Genomic DNA, 15292 nt, shown 5'->3' on the forward strand with positions numbered 1-15292 from the left:
TTAGCAGGACAAAATTCATGACTTACGAAACACTCACCGTCGATATTGACAGCGACGGCATTGCTCTTGTCACTATCGACCTTCCCGGCCAGTCGATGAACGTCTGGAACGAAGGCCTGATGGCTGACTTCCCGAAATTCGTTGATGAGCTGATTGCCAATGACGGCATCAAAGGCGCGGTGATCACATCGGGCAAGAAATCCGGTTTTCTCGCCGGTGCCGACCTCAACATGCTTGGCTCTTCCAAGGCCGAAACGATGAAAGAAGCGTTTGAACAGGCTTGGGGATTAAACGCCATTTTACGCAAGATGGAAACTGGCGGCAACAGCGCGAAAGAACTGCTGAAAGGCAAGGCCCATGCAAAGCCGGTTGCCTGCGCGATCAACGGGCTGGCCCTGGGCGGCGGTCTGGAACTGGCACTGGCCTGCCATTACCGCGTTTGTGCCGATCACCCGAAATTGCAACTCGGCCTTCCCGAAGTGCAGGTTGGCCTGTTGCCCGGTGGCGGCGGAACCCAGCGTCTGCCGCGCCTTGCAGGATTGCAGGCTGCTGGCATGGCGATCATGATGGGTCAGCCGATGAATCCGCAAGCCGCTCTTGCGCAGAAGATTGTCGATGAAGTCGTCCCGGCTGAAGACGTTGTTGCCAAAGCGAAAGAGTGGGTAAAAGCCAATCCGAAAGCTTCTGCTCCTTGGGACAAGAAAGGCTGGAAATTCCCCGGTGGTGCCGGTTCCATGGACCCGCGCGCTGTGCCTCTTTACCTCGGTTCATCCGCGATGGCGCTGAAACAGAGCAAAGGCAATTATGAAGCGGTCAAGGCGATCCTGTCCTGCCTCTATGAAGGCTCAATGCTTCCAATTGACACCGCGCTCAAAGTGGAAAGCAAATATTTCACAAAGCTGCTGTCCGGCCCGCAAGCCAAGAATATGATCCGTACTTTGTTTGTGAACAAGCAGGCTGCGGACAAAGGCGCGATGCGTCCGGAAGGCGTTCCGCCCACCGAACTCAAGACTGTTGGTGTCCTGGGCGCGGGTCTGATGGGCTCGGGCATTACCCATGTCACGGCCAAAGGCGGGATGAATGTCATCGTCCTCGACCGCAATATGGAAGAAGCACAAAAGGCGATCGACTATAGCCAGAAGATTGTCGACAAAGGCGTGAAGCGCGGCAAGATGACACAGGAAAAAGCCGATGCTTTCATGGCGCGGATCACACCGACCGATAATTATGACGATCTCAAAGATGTCGATCTGATTATCGAAGCGGTGTTTGAACGTCCTGACGTAAAAGCCGATGTTATCAAGAAAACCGAAGCGGTGATTGGCAAAGATGTGGTCTTCGCATCCAACACCTCCACGCTTCCGATCACGGGTCTCGCGAAAAACAGTGAGCGCCCCGATCAATTTATCGGCATGCACTTTTTCTCACCGGTTGAGAAAATGCCATTGCTGGAAATCATCCCCGGCGAAGAAACTGGTGACAAGGCCTTGGCGGTAGCGCTTGATTATAATGCGCGCATTCGCAAGACACCGATTGTCGTGAAAGATGTCCGCGGGTTCTATACCAACCGCGTCTTCCCGCCTTATGCCAATGAAGCAACCATGATGGTGGCCGAAGGCGTGAACCCCGCGCTGATCGAAAATGCCGCGATATCCATGGGCATGCCGATCGGTCCGCTGGCTATTGTCGACGAAACGACCTTGCAACTCGGTTACGACATCATGACGTCAACCAAGGAAGAAATGGGAGACGCCTATGTTCCCAGCGGGACCGAGGATCTGATGGAGCTGATGGTCAAGAAGATCGACCGTCGCGGTCGTCGCTTTGGTGGCGGCTTCTATGAATATGCCGATGATGGCTCCAAGAAACTTTGGCCCGGTCTGAAAGAGCATTTCCCGCTCGCCGAAGACCAGCCAACGGTTGAAGAAGTCAAACAGCGTTTGATGTACATCCAGCTGATTGCCACAGCGCAATGTTTCGACGAAGGCGTTGTCTCCGATCCGCAATCTGCTGATCTTGGCGCGATCTTCGGCTGGGGCTTTGCACCATGGACCGGCGGCCCGATGAGCCATATCGACACGATCGGCGTCGATAATTTCGTGCGCACCGCCGATATGCTCGCCCAGAAATATGGCGAGCGGTTCAAGCCGCCGATGAGCTTCCGCGAAAAAGCGGATGCGGGTGAGAGCTTTTACAAAGCGGCATAAGCCAGCTTACAAACGGAAATGAAAGGGCTCCTTCAGGGGCCCTTTTTTATTGGGCCGTTTATTGGGGTAGCCGTCTGGCAAGCGCGTCAAATTGTTCGGAAAGCTGATCCAGTTTCGACGACAGGCTATCCAGCGTCACCCTGTCGGTTTCAATGGTGTCATGAGCCACCGCATAATGGCTGTGGAACAGGGATATCATCTCATCCACAACGGGTCCCTGCAGCCGCTCCGTGCGGTCTGTATCCATCGTCATTTCAATCGACCGCGCGCTATATTCCAGCGTGCCATAAAACACATCACGCGCCTGCCAGAGTACAGCATCCTGACGGATTTCACCACGATCCTGTCCGCGCCGAAACAACTGGTCAAACACCGCGACATAGTGCCGCAAATGATCCCGCGACACGCTGACCTCGCTATTGTTGCGACGCAGGGCAAAGGTCAGGTTGATAAAGTCCGCATTGGCGATCACCGTGCCCAGGTGATATTCCGCCAGCGCCTGTAAACGTTCAAAAAATCCATCCACTTGGCTAGACGCCATGACAGCTTCAGCCTCCAAGGTCAGGCCATCCCAAAATTGCTGCAGCACCGTCAGCATCAATTCCGCCTTGGATTCATAATAGCTATAGATGGTCCCCTCACCAATGCTGGCGCGGCGGGCAATTTCGGACATGCGTGCGCCATCAAAGCCATGCTCAACAAAGACGCCACGCGCGGCTTCCAGAATAGCGCGCTCCTTGCGCTCCAGCTTGGCGCGCTGTGTCTCCGGATTGACTGCTTTAGTGGTCAAAACCTGTCCCTTATTGAGCTTGACTCGAAAATGCCGAGTGCTATTCAAATAGCCATAGGAGACTCGATGTGTCAAATGACAAGATCATCCGGATTGGCGGAGCCAGTGGTTTCTGGGGCGAGTCCGATATGGCGGTGCCGCAGCTTTTGAAAGCGGCTGAGAATGGCAGCGGTCTTGATTATATCGTCTTCGATTATCTCGCGGAAATTACCATGTCGATCATGGCGCGGGCTCGGGCGAAAAATCCCGATCTCGGCTATGCGACCGATTTCGTCTCTGCAGTGATCAGGCCGCATATTGGCGCTATCGCCAAACAGGGTATCAAGCTGATCTCCAACGCTGGCGGTACCAATCCGGTTGCCTGTGCAGCGGCCGTGCGCGAGGTGATTGCAGAAGCCGGGCTGGATATTAAAGTCGCCGTGGTGACTGGCGATGACCTGACCGCCCGTGCCGCGGACTTTGCCGGCGCTCATGAAATGTTTTCCGGCGAAACTTTTCCAGACCCGGAGAACATCGCGAGCATCAACGCCTACCTCGGTGCTTTTCCGATTGCAGCCGCTCTCGATCAGGGAGCAGAAATAGTGATCACCGGTCGCTGTGTTGATAGCGCTGTGACACTCGGAGCCTGCATCCATGAATTTGGTTGGAGTCGTGATGATCTGGACCAACTGGCAGGCGCCAGCTTGGCCGGACACATATTGGAATGCGGGCCGCAAGCGACCGGTGGCAATTTCACAGACTGGGAAAGCATCGCGGACAGCATGGACAATGCCGGCTACCCGATTGCCGAAATTTCCGGGAACGGCAGCTTCATCGCCACCAAACCGCAAGGCACAGGCGGTATCGTCAATATCGGCACGATCGGCGAGCAGATGCTCTATGAAATCGGCGATCCACAAGCCTATATGCTGCCAGACGTGGTTTGCGATTTCAGCGCGGTGACTTTGGAGCAGATAGGCGATAATCGCGTCGCCGTTTCCGGTGCCATCGGCCATGTCGCACCGGACAGCTACAAGACCTGTGCCACCTACTCCGATGGCTGGAAGATGGTCGCGCCGTTTTTCTTCATCGGCATGGACGCGAAAAGAAAAGCGGAAAGCTTTGCCGAAAATGCTCTCAAGCGGACACAAGCCAAATTGCGCGCGTCCAATGCCGGTGACTTTGACGAGGTGCTGATTGAGACACTGGGCGATGACAGTCATTTTGGTGCCTTTGGACAGGCTGCGGAAACACGCGAACTGGTTCTGAAAATCGGCGTCAAACATCGCGATCCGAAAGCAACTATGTTGCTGCTCAAGGAAGCAACCGGCATGGGCCTCGCCACGCCGCCGGGATTGGCGCTGTTCGCTGGTGGAAGACCCAAGCCCTCCCCGGTAGTGCGGCTGTTCTCCTTGCTGGTGCCGAAATCGGAAGTTTCGATTTCCGTGACGGTAGGCGATGATAGTCAAGAATTTGCTGAAGCCAAGGGAGCGGCTTTTGATACCGCATCCATCCAGCGCCCTGATCCTCCTGCTCATCTTGGCAACGCTGAGCTAATGACAGAGGTGCCCCTGATCGCTCTGGCGTGGGGCCGGTCCGGAGACAAAGGTGACAAATCCAATATCGGCATATTGCCCCGTGATCCGAAATTCGCGCCATACATCTGGGCGGCGCTTGGCGAGGATAAAGTGCACGAACGCTTCGCCCATTTCCTGGCGAAACCCGAAGCGCCGGACAACGTCGAGCGTTTCTATATGCCCGGCACCGGCGCGATCAATTTTCTGCTGCACGACATTCTCGGCGGCGGCGGGGTTGCATCCATGCGCAATGATCCGCAGGGTAAGAGCTATGCCCAGATCCTGCTCGCCGCTCCCGTTTCAATTCCGCAATCACTCCAATCTTCTTTGGCAAAGGCGCTTTGACCATGCCCCAGTTTAAATCCAAAATTTCCGTCAGCTCCGAAAGCTTTGTCCAGAACCGCAAGGATATGCTGGCGCTGATTGAAAAATTGCGCAGCCTGGAAGAGCGCGCGGTTCAAGCTTCCGAAAAACGCCGCCCGACTTTTGAAAAACGCGGCCAGCTAACCCCGCATGAACGGCTGATCCGGCTGCTCGATCCCGGCATGCCGTTTTTGCAGCTTTATAATATGGCCAATTATCTGGTCGAGGATCCCAATCCCGACACCAGCATTCCCGGCGGCAGTGTCATTCTCGGCATCGGCTTTGTCAAAGGCGTGCGATGCATGATCTGGGTTGATGACAGCGGCATTCGCGCCGGGGCCGCGACGACTGGCGGATGGGATGCGTCAAAGGGCGCGCAAAAAATGGCGCAGGATTTGAAACTGCCCTTCATCCATCTCGTCGAGAGCGCGGGCGCCAACTTGATGGAATATAAAGTCGAGCTTTGGGCCTATGGTGGAATGCTGTTCCGCAATCTCGCCTGGCTGAGCGCAGCGGGTATTCCCACAATGGTGGTCCTGCACGGCCCCTCAACCGCAGGCGGCGCCTATATGCCCGGCATGTCCGACTATGTCATCGGCGTGCGCGACAATGGCATGGCGGCCTTGGGCGGTGCGGCCTTGGTCCACGCGGCAACCGGCGAAGTGGCCGATGACCGCGAACTGGGCGGCACGGAGATGCATGCCAGCACGACCGGCACTGTCGAATATCTGGCGGATGATGATGCGCACGGCATCGAGATTGCCCGCGACACCATGGGGCGGATTGACTGGAACAAGAATACCGCGCCGATCCGGCAGAATGATTACGACGAACCCGTCTATGATATTGACGAAATCGCCGGCATCGTGCCCACCGATTACACCATCCCCTATGATGTTCGAGAAGTCGCGGCGCGAATTGTCGATGGATCAGACTTTGAAGAATTTAAAAGCCGCTATGGGCCCGGCACAGTCTGTATGCAGGCGAGCATCATGGGCCATGCGGTCGGACTGATCGGGAATAACGGCCCGTTCGATCCCGAGGCCGCGGCCAAGGCAACGCACTTTTTCCAGCTTTGTGATCAGTCCGAACTGCCGATCATCTTCCTGAACAATACCACCGGCTATATTGTTGGCACCGAGTCCGAGCATAAGGGCATGATCAAACTCGGAAGCAAGATGATCCAGGCGGTGTCCAATGTGCGCGTGCCGAAGCTATCCCTCTATATTGGTGCCAGCTTTGGTGCGGGCAATTACGGGATGAGCGGTGTTGCGTTTGAACCGGATTTTCTGTTCTCATGGCCCAATGCTAAAACCGGTGTGATGGCGGGTGCCTCAGCCGCCAACACAATGAGCCATGTCGCGAAGGTACAGGCACAGCGCAAAGGTATCGAGCCCGACGAAGAAGCCATTGCCAAACAGAACCAGCGCATCAGAGATATTTTCGAAGCGCAGGAAAGCGCTTTCTTCACCTCCGGCCGCGTGCTGGATCATGGCGTGATCGATCCACGAGACACGCGCAAAGTGCTTGGCTTTGCCCTCGAAACAATTTTTGAATCGCAAAACCGCACCCTCCATCCCAATGCTTTCGGAGTAGCGCGCATATGACAAACCTTCCGCAAACCGAGACGCTCGAACTCGATCTTCAGCAAGGCTGGCTCACCATCTGGTTCAACCAGCCGGATAATCGCAATGCCTTAAGTGACGCCTTGGTGGCAGAATTAGCCTCTGTTTTAAAAGGCGTTCGTGATGACCGGACGGTCAGGGGCATCACCTTGCGCGGACGCGGCGGGGTGTTTTGTGCCGGTGCGGATTTGAAAAATTTCAAAGAGAATTTTCAGGCGAGTGGGGACCGCGAAGCCACCATCACCATGTCAACGGGGGCAGCGGAAATATTCGACCTGGTCAATACCGCACCGCAAGTGGTCATCGTACTGATCGAAGGAGCGGCGATGGCAGGCGGATTTGGCCTGTCCTGCTGTGCCGACGTGGTCATCTGCGAATCTGGTGCGCGTTTTGCAATGACCGAAACCGCGATCGGGGTGACCCCGGCACAGATATCGCCTTTTGTCATTCAAAAGCTTGGTTATGCAACCGGCCGCCGGTTGATGCTGACCGCTGCGCGCTTCGACGGCACACAGGCGCATGAACTTGGCTTTGCCGATTTCATTGCGGATGATGTTCCCGGGCTTGAAGCCATAGAGATGCAGCTCAGGAAACAGGTGCTGGGCGCAGCGCCCGGCGCCGTGGCCGCAACCAAGGAACTGCTTGGCCAGATCGCGGGCAAACCGCGCGAAGAGGTGATCCGCCTCGCCGCCGAGAATTTCGCAGACCGAATGGTCAGCGACGAAGCCAAAGAGGGCGTCGCCTCCTTCTTTGAAAAGCGCAAACCCAACTGGGTTGTGAAGCCGGAATAAGGAACCAGAGATGACACAAATATCCACCCTCCTTATTGCCAATCGCGGTGAAATTGCCTGCCGCGTGATGCGCACGGCCAAGGCACAAGGAATCAGAACAGTCGCCGTCTATTCCGACGCCGACGCCGATGCCCCCCATGTCCGCATGGCTGATGATGCGGTGCATATCGGGCCCGCGCCGGTCAATGAATCCTATCTGCTGATCGATACAATCATTCAGGCCGCGAAAGACAGCGGCGCCGATGCCGTTCATCCCGGCTATGGTTTCCTGTCCGAAAATGCGGCTTTCTCACAAGCCTGTGCCGACGCCAATATCATCTTTGTTGGACCGCCCGTAAAAGCCATAGATGTGATGGGTGACAAGGCGCGTTCCAAACGCGCGATGATCGAAGCCGGCGTCCCTTGCGTGCCCGGCTATCAGGATGATGATCAATCCGATGCAACTCTGATCGCAGAAGCGGAAAAAATTGGCGTACCGTTGATGGTCAAGGCCGCCGCGGGCGGTGGTGGCCGGGGTATGCGGCTGGTCCATGACCAGGATGAGGTTCCCAATGCGATCAAACTCGCGCGATCGGAAGCGGAAAACGCTTTCGGAAACGGCGAGCTGATCCTTGAAAAAGCGATTATCAAACCACGCCATGTCGAGATTCAGGTTTTTGCCGACAGCCATGGCAACACCATCCATCTGGGTGAGCGCGATTGTTCGGTCCAGCGGCGGCACCAAAAAGTCATTGAAGAAGCGCCCTGCCCGGTCATGACTGAAGAACTGCGCGCCGAAATGGGTGCGGCGGCCGTGGAAGCGGCCCGCGCAGTCGATTATCGCGGCGCGGGTACAGTGGAATTTCTGCTCGATCAATCCGACAGTTTTTACTTTCTCGAAATGAACACTCGGCTGCAGGTAGAGCATCCGGTAACCGAAGAAATAACCGGCCTCGATCTCGTCGCGCTGCAGCTCAAAGTCGCGCAAGGCGACAAATTAGGGCTCAGCCAAGAAGATGTCACACTGACCGGCCACGCTATGGAAGTGCGGCTCTATGCCGAAGATCCAGCCGATGATTTTCTGCCCAGCACCGGCCATATCGACTTGTGGCATCCATCGGATATGGCCCGCATCGATAGCGGCATCGCCACCGGTGGCGAAGTTTCTCCCTTTTACGACAGCATGGTCGCCAAGATCATCACCCACGGCGCAACCCGTGAAGATGCCCGGCGACAAATGGTCAAGGCCTTGTCGCAGACTGCCCTGTTCGGTCCGAAAACCAATCGCGACTTCCTGATAGACGCACTCGGCAAGCCCGATTTTATCGACGGTCAGGCAACTACCGCTTTTATCGCCGAAAATTATGGCGAGGAGGGTGTTGATCTTGGCGCCCATGATTTTGCGGCCTTTGCCATTGCTGCTGTGCTGCAGCATAAATTGCGCCAACAGGCGGCGCATGGATTGGCGCTCAACGTCAATCCGGAAATGCTGGATTGGTCGACCAATGCCAATCTGCAAACCGTGACTCAATATGCGAGTCTTGGCGAAGCGACCGGTAGTGATGGCGCCATCCATGTGCATGTGAAACAGCCCGGGGACTATCATGTCGAAGGTGCTGGACAAGAGGCACAGATTACCCTGCTGACCATAACCGGTGACACCGCAAAGCTGCGCGTCAATGGCCGGACGGTCGACGTCATTTATCATGCAGGCGGCCGCAATCTGCATCTCGCGCTACCGCAACGATCGCTGTCGGTCACCGATATGACGGGCCTCAGCGCCATGGAGGATATGGCTGGCGGCGGCACGGTGGTTGCACCGATGCACGGCCTATTACTTGAGATACTCGTCGAGCAAGGCGCGGCTGTGGCAAAAGGCGACAAGCTGGCGGTTTTGGAAGCGATGAAAATGCAGCATGAGATTTTGGCAGAGATTGACGGCACCGTCGAAACCGTTGCCGCTACCGCTGGAAACCAGATTGCGGCCGATGACCTGATCATGGAAATTACCGCTGATGAGGCGGGTGAAGAGGACGACACGTGATGAAAAACCCGATTTGCGACATGCTGGGAATTGAGTTCCCGCTGGTCGCCTTCAGCCATTGCCGTGACGTTGTCGCTGCGGTTTCGAGAGCAGGCGGCATGGGGGTTTTTGGCGGTGTCAACTGTACGCCCGAAACACTTGAAGAGGAACTGAGCTGGATTGACGATCATGTCGATGGCAAGCCTTATGGCCTCGATATCATTGTCCCCAACAAGGTTGAAGGCAAAGGCGAACAGATCGATGTCGATACGACGCTGGCGATGATTCCCGATGAACATAAGCAATTTTCCAAGGACATCATGGCGCGTCATGGCGTCGATCCCGGTGACTTGGAAGAGCTTCGCCGGGAACATGCGGTCGGTGCAGACAATCTGCGCGGCGGCAATGCGGGGGCCTTGCTGGAGGTTGCCTTTCGGCATCCAATCAAGCTGATTGCCAATGCGCTTGGCATACCGCCGCAGGTCATGACCGATATGGGGCGGGAACATGGTGTGCCAGTGGCTGCGCTTATCGGCACCAAGGAACATGCGATGAGCCAGGTCGCCGCTGGCGTCGATATCCTGATCGCAGTGGGCGGAGAAGCGGGCGGTCATACCGGCGATGTCGCGACCATGGTTTTGATACCGGAAGTATGTAACGCCTTGCGTGATATTGGTGATGATACACCGGTACTTGCTGCAGGCGGTATCGCTACCGGGTCCCAAATGGCCGCCGCTATGGCCATGGGTGCAAGCGGCGTATGGTGCGGATCGGTCTGGCTGACCACGGCAGAGGCAGAGACCAATCCGGTGGTGAAAGAAAAAATGCTCAGCGCCACGTCGCGCGATACGGTTCGCGCCCGGTCCCGCACCGGCAAACCATCGCGGCAATTGCGATCCCCCTGGACCGATGCCTGGGAGGCGGAAGAAGCACCGCGACCACTGCCCATGCCTTTGCAATCATTAGTTGCCGAACCGCCGCTCCGATCCATCGACAAATTGAGTCAGGGCGACAATCAGGGTGCGAAAGATCTTGCCACCTATTGGGTTGGGCAAGGCGTCGGCCTGATGAACCAACCGATGTCAACTGCGCAGGTCGTCCAGGGATTCAAGGAGGATTTTATCGCCGCCTATGAAAGGCTTGCCGCCAATCTGGAAGAATGAACGGGGAGACAATATGGCAGAGGTGACAGCACAGCAGCCGCTAGCCGGAATCAAAGTCGTGGAATTTTCGACGATGATTACCGCGTCCCTCGCCACGATGATGTTTGCGCAACAAGGGGCGGACGTTATCAAGGTAGAGCCGCCCGGCATTGGTGATCCGATGCGCTGGCTCGGCAGCCGCAAAGAAAGCATCTCCGGCCTGTTCAACAATTGCAATCGCGCCAAGCGCTCTATTACGCTGGACCTGAAAACTGAAGATGGCGTTGCGACAGCACGTAAACTGTGCCTCGATGCCGATATTATCATCCACAATTATCGCCCCGGGGTAATGCAGCGCCTAGGCCTCGACAGCAAAAACCTGCGCACCGAAAAACCGGAACTTATCTATTGCGCCATTACCGGCTTTGGCCGCGACGGGCCGATGGCGGATCGCCCGGCTTATGATCATGTGATGCAGGCCATGGCGGGATTCATGGGGACGCAAGGCCATCCCGATGGCTTTGCCTATGTGAAAACCTTGCTGTGCGACAAGCTGACCGCCTATACCGCAGCGCAGGCGATTACCGCTGCTCTATTTGTCCGCGAGCGCACTGGTGAAGGGCAGCATATTGATCTGTCGATGCTCGCCAGTTGCATTGCCTTCCTCTGGCCCGACGGGGGCATGCACCTGACGTTGATGGACGATGATGTGATGCATGCCGCGCCCTTTGCAGACTATTACCAGATGCCGCTACGCACGACCGACGGGGCCATTGCCTATGCCGCAATGAGCGACGAGCATTGGCAAGTCGTGTTCGAAATGGTGGGCCGCGAAGATTTGAAGTCGGAGGAAAAATATCAAGGCCTCGAAAATCGCAGCATGCATATGGCCGAGCTTGCGCAGATTGTTTCGGCCGAACCGCCGCGCCATGATACCGATACGATGATAGCCGGCTTGACCAAAGGCGATGTGCCAGCCGCGCCATGCCTGCGCCTAGACGATGTGAAATCACATGCGCAGATCATGGCAATCGAGGCGTTTGAGGAACAGGATCACCCGCTACTGGGCACCATCCATAATGCCGCCTCACCGGTGCATATCAATGGCCAGAAACTGCCCGCCACCGGGCCAAGTCCGGCGCTCGGCGAGCATAGCGAAGAAATAATGCAGGAAATAGGAACTAAGTAATGATGGAGCAGGCACAAGATTTTCTCGACGAAAGCGAAGCCATTTATGCGCTCGTCAAAGATCTGTCCGATGAGGAGATGGAACAGGAAACCGGTTTCAAAAGCTGGACGATCAATGCGATCCTCCGCCATCTGCATATCTGGAACATGGCGGCCTATTGGTCGCTGACCGACCCACAAAAATTCCATGGCTTTTTCAAAGAGGCGATGACCGGGATGAAAGAGAGCGCAAAAAAGGGCCAGACGTCCATGCGGTTCTTTGAGGCGGACTATCTAGACAATCTGTCCGGCGCGGGTCTTGTGAAGACATGGCGGGATTTCTATCAGAAAATGGTGCCGGAATTTGGTGCAGCCGATCCGGCAATGCGGGTCGAATGGGCAGGCCCTTCCATGAGTGTGCGTTCCTCCATCACGGCGCGGTTGATGGAAAACTGGTCCCATGCACAGGCCATTTATGATGTGCTGGGCCTCAAGCGGGAGAATGCAGATCGTATCCGCAACATCGTGATGATTGGTCTTAACACCTATGGCTGGACGTTCAAGGTCAATGGCGAAGAAGCTCCACAGCCTGTGCCCTATCTCAAGCTTACTGCCCCGTCCGGCGCGGTCTGGGACTATGGGGACGAGAGCACGGAAGAGCGGATTGAGGGGCTGGCCGAGGAGTTCTGCCAGGTCGTCACACAGACCCGCAACATTGCCGATACGGACCTGCAGGTTACCGGACCAAATGCCACAAGATGGATGGCCATAGCCCAATGTTTTGCCGGGGGTGCGGAAAAACCCCCAGCACCGGGCATGCGTTCTATCAAAACCAGGTAAATAAATCTATCGCGTCTATCTATTGTGAATCACCTTTTTCTGGTTATGTTCAAAAGAAAAAGGAGAGATTCGCATGAGCTGGCAAATGGCCGATATCTGGGAAAATATTGCCCAGGCGATACCCGACAAACCCGCAATTGTAGACGGTGACAAGCGTTATAGCTGGGCCGAATATGAAGAGCGTGCCGCACGGCTGGCGCAAGTTTATACGGATCATGGCCTGAAGCCCGGCGCGAAGCTCTCTATTTACGCCTATAATTGCGCCGAATATATGGAAGCGCAATTTGCCGCCTTCAAAGCCCGGATCTGTCCGGTCAACGTCAATTACCGCTATCTCGAAGCCGAACTGACTCATGTCATCAACAATAGCGACAGCGAAGCCCTAGTATATCATGCCCAGTTCGCCCCGCGTGTCGCGGCGATCAAGGATCGGCTGGAGCATGTGAAGCTTTTCCTGGAAATTGATGATGGATCCGGCGAACATCTCGAAGGCGCGGTGGACTATGAAACGGCTTTAAATGCTGCTGATCCGATGCCGATTATCCCGCGCTCCGGTGAAGATCTCTACATGCTCTATACGGGCGGAACGACTGGCATGCCCAAGGGCGTGATGTATGATCACCAGACTTTTTCCAGCGCCTTGTTCACCAAGGGCTTTGAAATGCGGGAAATGGCCCTGCCCGAAGGCGCCGAAGGTTTTGGCCCATTGGTTCAGGCACTTCATGCCGCAGGCGCCACCAGCCGCGCGATCCCCGCTTGCCCGATCATGCACGGAACCGGCATGTGGATCGGCGCGATGATTCCGCACGCGCTCGGCGGCTGTGTCATCCTGTTCAACAACCGGCATTTTGATCCGCATGCGCTTTGGAAATTGACCGACGATGAAAAAGTGACCGACCTGACCATTGTCGGCGACGTATTTGCAAAGCCAATGCTGGCAGCTCTCAACGAAGCAAGGGAAGCCGGCAAGCCTTATGATTTATCGTCCGTTCAAATGATGGGATCATCCGGCGTGATGTGGTCTTCGGAGGTCAAGCAAGGCCTGCTCGACCATATTGAAATGGTGATTGTCGATAGCATGGGATCAACCGAAGGCAGTATGGGTGCATCGGTCATGACCCGTGAAAACAGCCAGATCGTCAAAACCGCGAGCTTTGACATGGCCGATACCACCAAGATTCTGACCGAAGATGGAAAAGAGGTCAAACCAGGCTCTGGCGAAATCGGTATGATCTGCAATGGCGGGATGGTTCCGATCGGCTATTACAAGGATGAGAAAAAGAGCGCCGAGACATTCAAGACGTTTGACGGCGTGCGCTATTCGATTCCTGGTGATTTCGCGATGGTCGAGGCTGACGGCAGCGTTACCTTGCTCGGCCGTGGTTCGGTCTGCATCAATAGTGGCGGTGAGAAGATTTTCCCTGAAGAGGTCGAAGAAGCGCTCAAAACCCATGACAGTATCTATGACTGTCTGGTGGTCGGCGTGCCTGATGATCGCTTTGGCGAGAAGGTCACTGCGGTCTTATCGCTGGCTGATGGACATGGGCTGGACGAAACCGCTCTTAACGATCATGTCCATCGCATACTCGCCGACTATAAGTCGCCGCGCGCGTTTCTGGTGGTCGATGATGTACCGCGCGCCGCCAATGGCAAGCCCGGTTACAAGGATGCCAAGAATCTCGCGCTAAAAATGCTGGATATGGTCGCCGCTTAAGGCTTCCAGTCAAATTCCCGATGATAGCGCGGGATGAACAGTTTCTTGCCCTTGATGGCTGAGGTTAAAAACGGTCCCGTCACACCAAAAGGCAGTGCACTGGCTCCTTTGTCTGGTCCTAATGGCAATAATATCAAAGGCTTGGACCACGGTTTGTAAGGCTTCATATCCTCGATCCGCTGGCCGCGCAAATGGGCTTTCAGGGCTCTTTTCAGCCACCCCACCTGACGTGTCAGGCCAACAATCGTCATCGTGTCACCGGTGCTGGCAATGTCGCCGATGATATACAGATCGGGATTGGCCGCGGGCCGCAGCCAGCCGTCCACCTTGGCGCGGCCATGATCATCGAAGCCCACGCCGTCCAGAGCCTGCAAAAGTTCCGTCACCGGTTTCGACCCGATAACCGGAATCACCAGATCGGCATCAATCGGAAATCCGTCGGACAGTTTGATCTTGCTCTTGGTCGGTACGAACGGCGCATCAGTTTGTTTCAGTTTTGCAATCCGTTCGCCCAGCCGGACCTTCACGCCCAGCTCCCCCAATTGTCGCAGCATCGAGCGTCCGAGCTTGGCTGGATAGTCCGGAAACAGATTCTCATCAGCCGAGATCAGCGTGACCTGTTTCTCCGGCCGCGCAAAAGCCAGTTCCCCCGCCAGTTCGCTACCCACCGCGCCCGCGCCGACAACTGCGATATTTTTCGCCTTGTCGATTTGGGCGATCACTTGCTTGGCTTTGGTCAGAAACGCCGCTTCATCATCACCCTGCATTTTAAACGGGGCCGCATAGGTCGATCCCGTGGCGATGATGATCATGTCTCCGGCAATCTCAGTGCCATCTTCCAATATCGCGACATGGCCATCAATCGAAGCTGCACGGCCGCGGATGATTTTGCCGCTTTTCAGCAAGCCGTCATAGGGTATCATAATCTCATCAAGCAGTTCCGGCCGTGCCATCGCCCGGATCATCGCGACATTATGGACCCATTTCTCCCGCGGTTCGATCAGACTGATTTCGGCATACTGGTCCAGCTCCCTGGCCAACATGGTTCCGGCATAACCGCCGCCAATAATTGTAATTTTTTTGGTCATCGGATGA

11 protein-coding genes are annotated in these 15292 nt (G+C 55.8%); 9 read left to right on the forward strand and 2 right to left on the reverse strand.

The genetic code is table 11. The annotated features are described in order from the left end of the window. The first annotated feature begins 17 nt into the window (after positions 1-17). Positions 18-2207 (forward strand): 3-hydroxyacyl-CoA dehydrogenase NAD-binding domain-containing protein, encoded by a 2190-nt coding sequence (locus DK507_RS08840; RefSeq protein ID WP_109355996.1) that lies wholly within the window; start codon positions 18-20, stop codon positions 2205-2207. A gap of 58 nt (positions 2208-2265) precedes the next feature. Here DK507_RS08840 and DK507_RS08845 read toward each other — a convergent pair whose 3' ends face one another. Next, positions 2266-2997: a TetR/AcrR family transcriptional regulator gene (locus DK507_RS08845; protein WP_162558979.1), complete on the reverse strand. Its 732-nt coding sequence runs from the start codon at positions 2995-2997 to the stop codon at positions 2266-2268. 68 nt (positions 2998-3065) lie between these two features. Between DK507_RS08845 and DK507_RS08850 the strand changes: the two genes are divergently transcribed. The 8 genes from DK507_RS08850 (at position 3066) to DK507_RS08885 (ending at position 14197) form a co-directional block, all read left to right on the forward strand. Further along, entirely contained in the window at positions 3066-4898 is a 1833-nt protein-coding gene (locus DK507_RS08850) for an acyclic terpene utilization AtuA family protein (RefSeq protein WP_109355998.1), read from the forward strand. A gap of 2 nt (positions 4899-4900) precedes the next feature. Continuing rightward, positions 4901-6523, forward strand: coding sequence for an acyl-CoA carboxylase subunit beta (locus tag DK507_RS08855; protein ID WP_109355999.1), 1623 nt, complete (start codon positions 4901-4903; stop codon positions 6521-6523). Next, positions 6520-7332 carry an enoyl-CoA hydratase-related protein gene (locus tag DK507_RS08860; protein WP_109356000.1) on the forward strand — a complete coding sequence of 271 codons (813 nt, stop codon included), beginning with the start codon at positions 6520-6522 and terminating at the stop codon, positions 7330-7332. Before DK507_RS08855 ends, DK507_RS08860 begins: the two co-directional genes overlap by 4 nt. 10 nt (positions 7333-7342) lie before the next feature. After that, positions 7343-9355, forward strand: a complete 2013-nt coding sequence (locus DK507_RS08865) for an acetyl-CoA carboxylase biotin carboxylase subunit (RefSeq protein ID WP_109356001.1) — start codon at positions 7343-7345, stop codon at positions 9353-9355. Further along, positions 9355-10497, forward strand: coding sequence for a nitronate monooxygenase family protein (locus DK507_RS08870; RefSeq protein ID WP_109356002.1), 1143 nt, complete (start codon positions 9355-9357; stop codon positions 10495-10497). Before DK507_RS08865 ends, DK507_RS08870 begins: the two co-directional genes overlap by 1 nt. Positions 10498-10510: 13 nt before the next feature. After that, complete coding sequence (locus DK507_RS08875) at positions 10511-11665, forward strand: CaiB/BaiF CoA-transferase family protein (RefSeq protein ID WP_162558980.1); 1155 nt, start codon at positions 10511-10513, stop codon at positions 11663-11665. Further along, positions 11665-12483: a TIGR03084 family metal-binding protein gene (locus DK507_RS08880; RefSeq protein ID WP_254054314.1), complete on the forward strand. Its 819-nt coding sequence runs from the start codon at positions 11665-11667 to the stop codon at positions 12481-12483. Before DK507_RS08875 ends, DK507_RS08880 begins: the two co-directional genes overlap by 1 nt. A gap of 73 nt (positions 12484-12556) precedes the next feature. Continuing rightward, positions 12557-14197, forward strand: a complete 1641-nt coding sequence (locus DK507_RS08885; RefSeq protein ID WP_109356004.1) for an acyl-CoA synthetase — start codon at positions 12557-12559, stop codon at positions 14195-14197. On the opposite strand, the gene DK507_RS08890 is transcribed toward DK507_RS08885, so the two are convergent. Then, positions 14194-15285: an NAD(P)/FAD-dependent oxidoreductase gene (locus DK507_RS08890; RefSeq protein ID WP_109356241.1), complete on the reverse strand. Its 1092-nt coding sequence runs from the start codon at positions 15283-15285 to the stop codon at positions 14194-14196. The two genes, DK507_RS08885 and DK507_RS08890, sit on opposite strands and share 4 nt — an antisense overlap. Positions 15286-15292: the final 7 nt, after the last annotated feature.

The sequence above is a fragment of the Sphingorhabdus sp. EL138 genome (assembly GCF_900258045.1).
Lineage (GTDB): Bacteria > Pseudomonadota > Alphaproteobacteria > Sphingomonadales > Sphingomonadaceae > Parasphingorhabdus.

What these genes read in the sequence shown, in the direction of transcription:
- DK507_RS08840 (WP_109355996.1), top strand. Translation starts at nt 18, where the DNA reads ATGACTTACGAAACACTCACCGTCGATATTGACAGCGACGGCATTGCT.
- DK507_RS08855 (WP_109355999.1), top strand. Translation starts at nt 4,901, where the DNA reads ATGCCCCAGTTTAAATCCAAAATTTCCGTCAGCTCCGAAAGCTTTGTC.
- DK507_RS08860 (WP_109356000.1), top strand. Translation starts at nt 6,520, where the DNA reads ATGACAAACCTTCCGCAAACCGAGACGCTCGAACTCGATCTTCAGCAA.
- DK507_RS08865 (WP_109356001.1), top strand. Translation starts at nt 7,343, where the DNA reads ATGACACAAATATCCACCCTCCTTATTGCCAATCGCGGTGAAATTGCC.
- DK507_RS08870 (WP_109356002.1), top strand. Translation starts at nt 9,355, where the DNA reads ATGAAAAACCCGATTTGCGACATGCTGGGAATTGAGTTCCCGCTGGTC.
- DK507_RS08875 (WP_162558980.1), top strand. Translation starts at nt 10,511, where the DNA reads ATGGCAGAGGTGACAGCACAGCAGCCGCTAGCCGGAATCAAAGTCGTG.
- DK507_RS08880 (WP_254054314.1), top strand. Translation starts at nt 11,665, where the DNA reads ATGATGGAGCAGGCACAAGATTTTCTCGACGAAAGCGAAGCCATTTAT.
- DK507_RS08885 (WP_109356004.1), top strand. Translation starts at nt 12,557, where the DNA reads ATGAGCTGGCAAATGGCCGATATCTGGGAAAATATTGCCCAGGCGATA.
- DK507_RS08890 (WP_109356241.1), bottom strand. Translation starts at nt 15,285, where the DNA reads ATGACCAAAAAAATTACAATTATTGGCGGCGGTTATGCCGGAACCATG.